The following is a 12,712-nucleotide window of genomic DNA, read 5'->3' on the forward strand; positions in this document are numbered from 1 at the left end:
AATTAAAATACAAAATTTATACTATATTTGGCGGCTAAACCGCTAAACGTATGAAATATAAGTCATTTTTAGTATTAGTAGCACTATTACTATGTTTTGTTACAAAAAGTTTTTCTCAAAAAGGCTATTACCGAGCTTCTAATGGGTTTGGAATCACTGGTGGACTTACCCAATATGATATACTTACCGATAATTTTACAACCAAATCTTCTAATGGTTTTTTGGGTGGATTACGCGCTTCTGTCGATTTACCGCATAAATGGTATAACCTAAGTTATGGCATGCAGTTATCAGAAAATAATGTTGAAATTTTAGGAAGACCTTCTTTATTAAGTTCAGAAAACGAATATATTAAATATAAACTTTTAGTAGTTCAATTGGATTTTGCTTTGCATATAAAAGTGTACCGAAATCATTTTACTATTGATGTAGGGCCCATGCTGCAACATAATGGACAACTAGAATTTAAAGAAGACAATCAAAAAGATTATTACGTAAATAATTACACAAATTTAACGGCTGAAGACATTACCGATCTTTCAAAATTTAATGTTAATGGTGTTATTGGCGCTTCGGTTGGTATTAGAAATTTTATGCTGAAAGCTCAATATATTTATGGTTTTACCAATATTCTGAATAAGCTAAACACGAATGCTTTGGATACTATTGGGGGAGAATCTAGCTTTAAAGGAAATCAACAAATGCTAGTTTTTGCTGCAATTGTTACGTTTTAAAATGTTATTACTATGTGCAAAGATTTTCACTGATTTTTTTATTAAATTATTGAAAAATTAATTTTTTCAATTAGAAATCTGCTTCATATCCGTGTCCATTTTTACCATAAAAAATCAGCCATTTGGCTAATGAAAATATGATATGTAATTTAGATTCTATTTGGTCTTCATCTGTTTCAGGAGCATTTTTTTGATCTTTTAAATATTCAAGATTATTTTCTTTAGCAATTACATCAGCTGCACTCATTAATCTATTTCCATAATCGAGTGTGTCTTCTGCGAGCTTTGTTCCCCATGCTTCATTAACTAAATCTTCACCTATTAAGTCTTCACATTCTGCCAAAAATTGCCCCCTAAACACATTTTCATCTTGACCAAACGAAATATAACAAGGAACACCATCTTGTTCCTTTGCTAAAGGAATAACATAAAATCCATTGTGCTCTTTTAAAAATTCTTCTAAAGGAGGTTTGTTTTCTAACTCTTCATATCTTTTAATAATCCATTCTTCAGCTTCTTTATCTCTTCCAACCATTGGAGCTTTTATGGTTTCATAAGTAGGTATTTGATTTTCAAACCATTCTTGAATTAATTCATCCTTAGTAGGTTTCTTTTTACCAAGTATTTTGTCAATAAAACTTAATTCGGGAATATTATTAGATTCAACCATTTTAAAAATTTCTTTAAATCTTTTTTCAAACCCTTGTTTAGGTTTGCCCATTGGTCTCATGTCTAATCCCATATTTCTTTTATTTTGAAATCAATTTTTAGTGAAGAATTTTGAAAATCCTGAACCTATTCTGAAATTCAATCAAAACAGGTTCAGGATAAAGAAATTATTAAAGTATTGAAACTACTTTTTCAATACGATTGATGCTTTCGTTTTTACCAATCATATACATAATATCAAAAACATCTGGGCCTTGTAAAGCACCAACTAAAGCTAAACGCAAAGGCATCATTACTTTTCCGAAACCAATTTCGTTGCTTGTAATCCAGCCTTTTATTTCAGTTTGAATGTTTTCAACCGAAAAATCTTCAATTCCATTTACAATAGAAATAACTTCAGATAAAATACCTTTAGTTTCTTCTTTAAAGGCTTTTTTCGATGCTTTTTCGTCGTATGAAGTAGGCGCAGTAAAGAAATAATGACTTAATTCCCAGAAATCTGACACAAAAGTGGCACGCTCTTTTATTAAGGCAACTACCATAGCAATGTATTGCGCGTCGATATCAGCATTTAATTTTTCGTCTACAATTGGTTTAAACAATTCGGCCAATTCATCATCATTTTGCTCTTGCATATAATGGTGGTTAAACCATTTTGTTTTATCCGGATCAAAACGTGCTCCAGATTTATTTACGCGTTCTAAATCGAAGGCTTCAATAAGTTCGTCAAGATTAAAAATTTCTTGTTCGGTTCCTGGATTCCATCCTAAAAAGGCTAAGAAATTAACCATGGCCTCCGGAAAATAACCATCTTCTTTATAACCTCTTGAAATTTCGTTAGTTTTTGGGTCTTCCCATTGTAAAGGAAATACAGGAAAGCCTAATTTATCGCCATCACGTTTGCTTAATTTCCCTTTACCTGTTGGTTTTAAAATTAAAGGTAAATGTGCAAATTCTGGAGCTTCCCAACCAAAAGCCGTGTACAATTGGTAGTGTAAGGCTAAAGATGGTAGCCATTCTTCACCACGAATAACATGTGTAATTTCCATTAAATGGTCGTCTACAATATTCGCTAAATGGTAGGTTGGCATGCCATCACTTTTAAACAACACTTTATCATCTAAAATATTGGTATCAATTTTAATATCGCCACGAATAATATCTTTAAGATGAAGGGTTTCATCTTGAGGCGATTTAAAACGAATTACATAATCCTCGCCAGCATCAATTTTAGCTTGCGTTTCTTCCGCGCTAAGCGATAAAGAATTGCTTAATTTTAAGCGGTTATGCCAGTTGTAAATAAAAGTTTTTCCTTTTGTTTCATGGTCTTTACGGTGAAAATCTAAATCTTCAGCAGTATCAAAAGCATAATAGGCATTGCCTGAAGCAATCAACTCATCAGCGTAATTTTTATATAATGCTTTACGTTCACTTTGTCTGTACGGGCCAAATTTTCCTGGGTTTCCTACGCCTTCATCAAAAGGCATTCCGCACCATTTTAAGGCATCGATAATGTATTGCTCTGCACCTTCAACATAACGGTTTTGGTCGGTATCTTCAATACGTAAAATGAAATCGCCACCATGTTTTTTTGCAAATAAATAGTTGAATAAAGCGGTTCTTACGCCACCAATATGTAGGGGTCCCGTTGGGCTAGGTGCAAAACGCACACGAACTTTTTTGGTCATGTTTTCTAAATTTGTGGCAAAGATATGTATTAAGCGAGAAGCCGAAAGGGATAAGCTTGAATTTTTTGTTTCTCGACACCGATTTCATAGTTTTTCACGAATTAAATCATTTTCTTTATTAAAATACGGTGCTAATGCCTGTAATTTGTGTCAAAATATCTGACTAATAGCTTCTTAAAATTTCAGCCATTTTTTACTCTTGTAGAAATAAAATTGTAGTTTAGTCTATTAAATTATTTTTTAATTTCCTTTAAAGCAGGAATCTATCCCAATCATGACTAATTTCAGAGCCATACAGCAAAAATTAGAAGCCTTTATTAGAAGGTATTACACTAATGAATTACTAAAAGGTGTGATTCTATTTTTTGCCATTGGCTTGTTGTATTTGTTATTCACACTTTTTATCGAATACGTTTTATGGCTAAATACCACTTTTAGAACGGTTTTATTTTGGTTGTTTATTGCTGTTGAATTTTCGCTGTTTGTAAAATTTATTTTTCTGCCATTGGCGAAGTTATTCAAACTTCAAAAAGGAATTAATTACGAAGATGCTTCCAAAATAATAGGAAAACATTTTCCAGAAGTGAACGACAAATTATTAAACGTTTTACAGCTTCATCAGGACGCTTCGCAATCGGAATTACTTTTGGCAAGTATAGAACAAAAGTCCATCGAATTACAACCAGTGCCATTTAAAATGGCTGTTAATTTTAAAGACAATATTGGTTATTTAAAATATGCAGCGATTCCAATTCTTATTTTATTAATTACTTTTTTATTCGGAAATCATAATTGGTTTAGCGATAGTTATAAACGGGTGATCGATTATAAAACCGCTTACGAACCACCAGCACCATTTCAGTTTTTTGTATTGAATGAAAATTTGAATGCCATTGAAAATAAAGATTTCAAACTGATTGTAAAAACAGCAGGGGAGGTGGTTCCTGAAAATGTTCAAATCACTTACAACAACGAAACTTATTTTTTAGAACAAAATGGCGTTGGCGAATTTGAATATGTTTTTTCCAAACCAAAATCGTCTATAGAATTTCGTTTATCTGCCAATAATGTTGTTTCAAAAGATTATAACATAGCTATTATTGAAACGCCTTCGTTGGTTAGTTTCAATATGGTTTTAAATTATCCCGCTTACACAAAAAAGAAAGATGAAGTTTTAGAAAGTACAGGAAATGCTCTTGTGCCAGAAGGCACTCAAATTACATGGGAGCTTCAGGCAAAAGCGACTGATGCTGTGCAATTATTTTCTAAAGATACTATTGATTTTATTTCTGATAAAAATGGTGCTTTTGAAGCTTCTAAAAGCATTTATAACAATTTTAATTATACGCTTAGTACAAGCAATAAACATCTTCATAATTACGAAAATTTAGCTTTTAATATCGATGTGATTAAAGACGAGTATCCTGAAATACATTTGAAAGTTCAGCAAGATAGTTTGGATTTACAAAGTCTGTATTTTTATGGTCAGGTTAGCGACGACTACGGATTTAGTAAACTTCAAATGGTTTATTATCCTTCAAAGAATGACATGGATAAACAGGTTGTTAGTATTCCTACTTCAAATACAAATATTTCCGAATTTATTAGTGCATTCCCTAATAATTTTACTGTTGAAGCTGGTGTTTCTTATGATTTATACTTTCAAGTATTTGATAATGATGTAGTTAATAAGTATAAAAGTGCTAAAAGTCAGGTGTTTACTTATAGAAAACGTACCCAAGATGAGGAAGACCAACGTCATTTACAAGAACAGCAAGAAAGCATTCAAGATTTAAATAAATCGCTTGATAAGTTTGATGAACAGGATAAAAAATTAGAGGAGCTAACCAAGACGCAGCGCGAAAAAAACAATTTAAATTTTAACGATAAAAAGAAGTTAGAATCGTTTATAAAACAGCAAAAGCAGCAGGATGAAATGATGAAAAATTTCAACAAAAAGCTGAACGATAATTTAGAAGAATTTCAAAAGGAAAATAAGAAAGAAGATAAGTTTAAAGAAGAACTTCAAAAGCGTTTAAAAGATAACGAAGAGCAACTTAAAAAAGATGAAAGGTTGCTTCGTGAATTAGAACGTCTTCAAGAAAAAATTAATAAAGAAGATTTATTAAATAAAATGGAAGAGCTTTCTAAACAAAATAAAAATAAGAAGCGTAGCCTTGAACAAATGCTTGAACTTACCAAGCGTTTTTATGTTGAAAAGAAATTAGAAAAGCTACAAGACGATTTAGATAAGTTGGCTGATGAACAAGAAGCACTATCAAATAAATCTAAAGAAGAAAATACGAAACAGGCACAAGATTCTTTGAGTAATGCTTTTGAAGATTATAAAAAACAGCTTGAAGATTTAGAAAAGGAAAGTAAGGCTTTGAAAAAACCAGTTGATATTCCTAGAGATAAATTGGATGAAAATGAAGTTGAAAATGAACAAAAAAAGGCTTCAGAATCGCTTGAAAAATTAGAGAACGAACCTTCTCAAAATTCCGAAACCAACCAAGAGAAAATTCAAAAGGATTTTCAAAAAACTAAAGAAAGTCAAAAAAAGGCTGCCAAAAAAATGAAGCAAATGAGTGCTCAAATGCAAGACGCTATGCAATCTGGTGGAGCAGAACAAATGCAAGAAGATATGGATATGCTTCGTCAAATTTTAGATAATTTGGTTTTGTTTTCTTTTGATGAAGAAGCGCTAATGAATGATTTTAAAAACATAGAAGGTGATCATAATAAATTTGCTACTTATTTAAAGAAACAGAATTATTTGCGTGAGCATTTTTCTCATGTCGATGATAGTTTGTTTTCGCTTTCTTTACGTCAGCCTAAACTATCCGAGCAGGTTAATAAGGAAATTTCAGAGGTGTATTATAATATCGATAAAGCTTTAGAATTATTTGCCGAGAACCAAGTTTATCAGGGGATTTCCAATCAGCAATTCGCTATCACGGCGACTAATAATTTAGCCGATTTTTTAAGTGATGTTTTAGATAATATGGAAGAAAGTATGAGCATGTCGCAAGGTAAAGGCGGTCAAGGCGAAATGCAATTGCCAGACATCATTATGGGACAAGAAGAGCTTAACAAAATGATGGAAGAGGGGCTTAAAAAAGGAGAGCAAGGCAAGCCAAAAGAAAGTGAAGGTTCTAAGGAGGGCGAGGGAGAAAAGGAAGGTGAAAATGGTAAGTCCGGAGAAAAAGGTAAAAAAGGTAAGTATGGAAAACCTGGAGAAAGTGGAAACCCTGGTGAAGGTGAGGGGAATTCTGAAGACCAAGAAGGCTTGCTTTTTGAAATTTATAAAGAGCAACAACAATTACGCCAAGCTCTTGAAGACCGTTTGGCTAAAGAAGGTAAATCTGGTGCTGCAGGTTCTTTAGTGCGTCAAATGGAAGCTGTAGAAATGGAATTGTTAAATAAGGGTTTCACAACGGCAACACTTCAAAAAATGATGCAATTAAAACATCAATTACTAAAGATGGAAAACGCAACTTTTCAGCAAGGCGAAGAAGAAAAGCGAGAATCTGAATCTAATACTAAATCTTATTTTAACTCTTCAAATAATCAAATTCCACAGGCTAAACAATATTTTAAAACTACCGAAATATTAAACCGACAAGCTTTACCTTTGCAGCAGGTTTATAAAGCACGTGTAAAAGAATATTTTAAGGAAAACAATGATTAATTTTAATTACGAAACTGATTTCAATCTCGATGCAGAGAATGAAATTTCAAAATGGATTACTAATACCATAGCATCTGAAAACTACAAATTAGAAGAAATTAATTATGTGTTTTGCGATGATGAATACCTTCATAAACTTAACGTAGAATTTCTAGATCATGATACCTTAACAGATATTATCAGTTTCGATTATTCTATTGGAAAGCTTATTCAAGGCGATATTTTTATTTCTGTAGAACGTGTTATTGATAATGCTAATGAGTATAGTGTGCCTTTTGAAGAGGAAATTAAACGTGTTATTATTCATGGTGTCTTACATTATTGTGGTTATAAGGATAAGTCTGATGAAGAAGCTAAAATCATGCGAGAGAAGGAAAATTTCTACTTAAAGCAATTTAAATAGAATTCAGTATTTCAGTGTATATTTGCAAAATTAAATTTAGTGTTCCACGTGGAACATGTTATTGAAAACGAAAATTATGTTTAACGAAGTATATGATGTTGTTGTAGTTGGTGCTGGTCACGCTGGAAGCGAAGCCGCTGCCGCTGCCGCGAATATGGGTAGTAAAACACTGCTTGTTACTATGAGCTTGCAAAACATCGCTCAAATGTCTTGTAATCCTGCTATGGGCGGTATTGCTAAAGGGCAAATTGTTCGTGAAATTGATGCGCTTGGTGGGTATAGCGGAATTGTTTCCGACACATCGGCAATTCAATTTAAAATGCTTAATAAATCTAAAGGTCCTGCAATGTGGAGTCCGAGGGTTCAAAGCGACCGTATGCGTTTTGCTGAAGATTGGCGTTTGTTATTGGAGGGTACGCCTAATCTTGATTTTTATCAAGAAATGGTTTCTGGTTTATTGGTTGAAAATAACAAGGTGGTAGGTGTAAAAACTTCGCTTGGTATTAAAATAAAAGCGAAATCTGTAGTGCTTACAAACGGTACTTTTTTAAACGGTTTAATTCATATTGGAGATAAAAATTTTGGTGGTGGTAGAGCAGGAGAAAGTGCTGCAACAGGAATTACTGAACAGCTTGTCAGTTTGGGTTTTGAATCTGGTAGAATGAAAACAGGAACCCCGCCTAGGGTAGATGGGCGTAGTTTAGATTATTCTAAAATGACGGAGCAACCCGGTGATGATAATCCTGAAAAATTCTCTTATTTAGATATTACAAAACCTTTAGAAAAACAACGATCTTGTCACATGACTTACACGAGTCTTCAGGTGCATGATTTGCTTCGTGAAGGCTTCGATCGTTCGCCAATGTTTAATGGTCGAATTAAAAGTTTAGGGCCGCGTTATTGTCCGTCTATTGAAGATAAAATAAATCGTTTTGCAGATAAAGACCGTCACCAATTATTTATTGAACCAGAGGGCTGGAATACCTGTGAGGTTTATGTAAATGGTTTTTCAACTTCGCTTCCAGAGGATGTGCAATTTAAAGCATTGCGTTCTGTGGTTGGTTTTGAAAATGTGAAATTCTTCAGGCCTGGATATGCTATCGAGTATGATTATTTTCCGCCTACACAATTAAAACATACTTTAGAAACAAAGCTTGTTGATGGTTTGTATTTTGCTGGTCAAATTAACGGAACTACAGGATATGAAGAAGCCGCTTCGCAAGGATTAATGGCTGGAATAAATGCAAGTTTAAAAGTTCAAGAACGTGATCCTTTTACATTGAAAAGGGATGAAGCTTATATTGGAGTTTTAATTGATGATTTAATTACAAAAGGTACAGAAGAGCCTTATCGTATGTTTACCTCTCGTGCTGAATATAGAACTTTACTGCGTCAGGATAATGCTGATTTACGTTTGACGCCTAAAGGATTTGAATTAGGTTTAGCTTCAGAAAAACGATTAAAACGGATGGAGGAGAAGCATGAAGCTGCTGAAAAATTCGTTAGTTTTTTCGAAACAACGAGTGTTAAACCAGAAGAAATAAATCCTGTTTTAGAAGAAAAAGGTTCTGCTTTGGTAAATCAATCTGGAAAGATATTTAAGGTTTTTGCACGCCCTAATATCGAGATGGACGATATGCGTAAGATTAAAAGTATTTCAGATTATATTGAAGAAAATAATTTAGATCGTGAAGTAATCGAGCAAACTGAAATTCAAGTAAAGTATGCTGGTTATATCGCTAAAGAAAAAAGTAATGCCGATAAATTATCGCGTTTAGAATATGTAAAGATTCCAGAGAATTTTGATTATTCTCAAATCAAATCCATGAGTTTTGAAGCACGTGAAAAGCTTAAAAAAATTCAACCGGCAACGGTTTCTCAAGCATCAAGAATTAGTGGTGTTTCACCAAATGACATTTCTGTATTGCTAGTTTATATGGGAAGATAATTCCAAAGAATACATGAATCTTTTTGTTTTGATAACTATATATTGATGTAAAAATTTATACGTTCCACGTGGAACATGTTGTTTTTTGAAATATATTTTATACTGAAAATGCTAATTGGAATTAAAATATTTGAACCATTTTTTGATCCAAATCGAAACGAAACTGTCACGCAGAGCCTGTCGAAGCGTTTTTAAAAAATAGTTTTTTATGAAAAAGACTTCGACAAGCTCAGTCTGACAATCACGGATTTCATTTGTCTTTTTAGATAAATTTATAATAGGGGATATGAATTTTGAATTATTTGTAAATCCAATTGAAGAGGGGCTTAAAAAAGGAGAGCAAGGCAAGCCAAAAGAAAGTGAAGGTTCTAAGGAGGGCGAGGGAGAAAAGGAAGGTGAAAATGGTAAGTCCGGAGAAAAAGGTAAAAAAGGTAAGTATGGAAAACCTGGAGAAAGTGGAAACCCTGGTGAAGGTGAGGGGAATTCTGAAGACCAAGAAGGCTTGCTTTTTGAAATTTATAAAGAGCAACAACAATTACGCCAAGCTCTTGAAGACCGTTTGGCTAAAGAAGGTAAATCTGGTGCTGCAGGTTCTTTAGTGCGTCAAATGGAAGCTGTAGAAATGGAATTGTTAAATAAGGGTTTCACAACGGCAACACTTCAAAAAATGATGCAATTAAAACATCAATTACTAAAGATGGAAAACGCAACTTTTCAGCAAGGCGAAGAAGAAAAGCGAGAATCTGAATCTAATACTAAATCTTATTTTAACTCTTCAAATAATCAAATTCCACAGGCTAAACAATATTTTAAAACTACCGAAATATTAAACCGACAAGCTTTACCTTTGCAGCAGGTTTATAAAGCACGTGTAAAAGAATATTTTAAGGAAAACAATGATTAATTTTAATTACGAAACTGATTTCAATCTCGATGCAGAGAATGAAATTTCAAAATGGATTACTAATACCATAGCATCTGAAAACTACAAATTAGAAGAAATTAATTATGTGTTTTGCGATGATGAATACCTTCATAAACTTAACGTAGAATTTCTAGATCATGATACCTTAACAGATATTATCAGTTTCGATTATTCTATTGGAAAGCTTATTCAAGGCGATATTTTTATTTCTGTAGAACGTGTTATTGATAATGCTAATGAGTATAGTGTGCCTTTTGAAGAGGAAATTAAACGTGTTATTATTCATGGTGTCTTACATTATTGTGGTTATAAGGATAAGTCTGATGAAGAAGCTAAAATCATGCGAGAGAAGGAAAATTTCTACTTAAAGCAATTTAAATAGAATTCAGTATTTCAGTGTATATTTGCAAAATTAAATTTAGTGTTCCACGTGGAACATGTTATTGAAAACGAAAATTATGTTTAACGAAGTATATGATGTTGTTGTAGTTGGTGCTGGTCACGCTGGAAGCGAAGCCGCTGCCGCTGCCGCGAATATGGGTAGTAAAACACTGCTTGTTACTATGAGCTTGCAAAACATCGCTCAAATGTCTTGTAATCCTGCTATGGGCGGTATTGCTAAAGGGCAAATTGTTCGTGAAATTGATGCGCTTGGTGGGTATAGCGGAATTGTTTCCGACACATCGGCAATTCAATTTAAAATGCTTAATAAATCTAAAGGTCCTGCAATGTGGAGTCCGAGGGTTCAAAGCGACCGTATGCGTTTTGCTGAAGATTGGCGTTTGTTATTGGAGGGTACGCCTAATCTTGATTTTTATCAAGAAATGGTTTCTGGTTTATTGGTTGAAAATAACAAGGTGGTAGGTGTAAAAACTTCGCTTGGTATTAAAATAAAAGCGAAATCTGTAGTGCTTACAAACGGTACTTTTTTAAACGGTTTAATTCATATTGGAGATAAAAATTTTGGTGGTGGTAGAGCAGGAGAAAGTGCTGCAACAGGAATTACTGAACAGCTTGTCAGTTTGGGTTTTGAATCTGGTAGAATGAAAACAGGAACCCCGCCTAGGGTAGATGGGCGTAGTTTAGATTATTCTAAAATGACGGAGCAACCCGGTGATGATAATCCTGAAAAATTCTCTTATTTAGATATTACAAAACCTTTAGAAAAACAACGATCTTGTCACATGACTTACACGAGTCTTCAGGTGCATGATTTGCTTCGTGAAGGCTTCGATCGTTCGCCAATGTTTAATGGTCGAATTAAAAGTTTAGGGCCGCGTTATTGTCCGTCTATTGAAGATAAAATAAATCGTTTTGCAGATAAAGACCGTCACCAATTATTTATTGAACCAGAGGGCTGGAATACCTGTGAGGTTTATGTAAATGGTTTTTCAACTTCGCTTCCAGAGGATGTGCAATTTAAAGCATTGCGTTCTGTGGTTGGTTTTGAAAATGTGAAATTCTTCAGGCCTGGATATGCTATCGAGTATGATTATTTTCCGCCTACACAATTAAAACATACTTTAGAAACAAAGCTTGTTGATGGTTTGTATTTTGCTGGTCAAATTAACGGAACTACAGGATATGAAGAAGCCGCTTCGCAAGGATTAATGGCTGGAATAAATGCAAGTTTAAAAGTTCAAGAACGTGATCCTTTTACATTGAAAAGGGATGAAGCTTATATTGGAGTTTTAATTGATGATTTAATTACAAAAGGTACAGAAGAGCCTTATCGTATGTTTACCTCTCGTGCTGAATATAGAACTTTACTGCGTCAGGATAATGCTGATTTACGTTTGACGCCTAAAGGATTTGAATTAGGTTTAGCTTCAGAAAAACGATTAAAACGGATGGAGGAGAAGCATGAAGCTGCTGAAAAATTCGTTAGTTTTTTCGAAACAACGAGTGTTAAACCAGAAGAAATAAATCCTGTTTTAGAAGAAAAAGGTTCTGCTTTGGTAAATCAATCTGGAAAGATATTTAAGGTTTTTGCACGCCCTAATATCGAGATGGACGATATGCGTAAGATTAAAAGTATTTCAGATTATATTGAAGAAAATAATTTAGATCGTGAAGTAATCGAGCAAACTGAAATTCAAGTAAAGTATGCTGGTTATATCGCTAAAGAAAAAAGTAATGCCGATAAATTATCGCGTTTAGAATATGTAAAGATTCCAGAGAATTTTGATTATTCTCAAATCAAATCCATGAGTTTTGAAGCACGTGAAAAGCTTAAAAAAATTCAACCGGCAACGGTTTCTCAAGCATCAAGAATTAGTGGTGTTTCACCAAATGACATTTCTGTATTGCTAGTTTATATGGGAAGATAATTCCAAAGAATACATGAATCTTTTTGTTTTGATAACTATATATTGATGTAAAAATTTATACGTTCCACGTGGAACATGTTGTTTTTTGAAATATATTTTATACTGAAAATGCTAATTGGAATTAAAATATTTGAACCATTTTTTGATCCAAATCGAAACGAAACTGTCACGCAGAGCCTGTCGAAGCGTTTTTAAAAAATAGTTTTTTATGAAAAAGACTTCGACAAGCTCAGTCTGACAATCACGGATTTCATTTGTCTTTTTAGATAAATTTATAATAGGGGATATGAATTTTGAATTATTTGTAAATCCAATTAGAAACTA

Annotated in this window: 9 protein-coding genes; 7 read left to right on the top strand and 2 right to left on the bottom strand. The window is 33.3% G+C overall.

The genetic code is table 11. The features are described 5' to 3' along the window. Positions 1 to 50: 50 nt before the first annotated feature. Positions 51 to 734: an outer membrane beta-barrel protein gene (locus H6X70_RS04130; protein ID WP_194766409.1), complete on the top strand. Its 684-nt coding sequence runs from the start codon at positions 51 to 53 to the stop codon at positions 732 to 734. A gap of 70 nt (positions 735 to 804) precedes the next feature. Here H6X70_RS04130 and H6X70_RS04135 read toward each other — a convergent pair whose 3' ends face one another. Further along, on the bottom strand, positions 805 to 1,476 hold the full coding sequence (locus H6X70_RS04135) for a hypothetical protein (RefSeq protein ID WP_228530250.1): 672 nt from the start codon (positions 1,474 to 1,476) through the stop codon (positions 805 to 807). Positions 1,477 to 1,573: 97 nt separating this feature from the next. Then, on the bottom strand, positions 1,574 to 3,091 hold the full coding sequence (gene gltX / locus H6X70_RS04140; protein ID WP_194766410.1) for a glutamate--tRNA ligase: 1,518 nt from the start codon (positions 3,089 to 3,091) through the stop codon (positions 1,574 to 1,576). Positions 3,092 to 3,365: 274 nt separating this feature from the next. Between gltX and H6X70_RS04145 the strand changes: the two genes are divergently transcribed. The 6 genes from H6X70_RS04145 to mnmG (H6X70_RS04170) all read left to right on the top strand — a co-directional run bounded on the left by H6X70_RS04145 (position 3,366) and on the right by mnmG (H6X70_RS04170) (position 12,388). Next, entirely contained in the window at positions 3,366 to 6,782 is a 3,417-nt protein-coding gene (locus tag H6X70_RS04145) for a DUF4175 family protein (RefSeq protein ID WP_194766411.1), read from the top strand. Continuing rightward, positions 6,775 to 7,185 (top strand): rRNA maturation RNase YbeY, encoded by a 411-nt coding sequence (gene ybeY / locus H6X70_RS04150; RefSeq protein ID WP_194766412.1) that lies wholly within the window; start codon positions 6,775 to 6,777, stop codon positions 7,183 to 7,185. Before H6X70_RS04145 ends, ybeY (H6X70_RS04150) begins: the two co-directional genes overlap by 8 nt. Positions 7,186 to 7,261: 76 nt before the next feature. Next, complete coding sequence (mnmG, locus tag H6X70_RS04155; protein ID WP_194766413.1) at positions 7,262 to 9,133, top strand: tRNA uridine-5-carboxymethylaminomethyl(34) synthesis enzyme MnmG; 1,872 nt, start codon at positions 7,262 to 7,264, stop codon at positions 9,131 to 9,133. A gap of 286 nt (positions 9,134 to 9,419) precedes the next feature. After that, on the top strand, positions 9,420 to 10,037 hold the full coding sequence (locus tag H6X70_RS04160; RefSeq protein WP_194766414.1) for a hypothetical protein: 618 nt from the start codon (positions 9,420 to 9,422) through the stop codon (positions 10,035 to 10,037). Continuing rightward, positions 10,030 to 10,440 (top strand): rRNA maturation RNase YbeY, encoded by a 411-nt coding sequence (gene ybeY / locus H6X70_RS04165; RefSeq protein WP_194766412.1) that lies wholly within the window; start codon positions 10,030 to 10,032, stop codon positions 10,438 to 10,440. The genes H6X70_RS04160 and ybeY (H6X70_RS04165) overlap by 8 nt, the downstream gene beginning before the upstream one ends. Before the next feature lie 76 nt (positions 10,441 to 10,516). Further along, entirely contained in the window at positions 10,517 to 12,388 is a 1,872-nt protein-coding gene (mnmG, locus tag H6X70_RS04170; protein WP_194766413.1) for a tRNA uridine-5-carboxymethylaminomethyl(34) synthesis enzyme MnmG, read from the top strand. Positions 12,389 to 12,712: the final 324 nt, after the last annotated feature.

The organism is Tamlana sp. I1, from assembly GCF_015355625.1.
Taxonomy (GTDB): Bacteria; Bacteroidota; Bacteroidia; order Flavobacteriales; family Flavobacteriaceae; genus Pseudotamlana.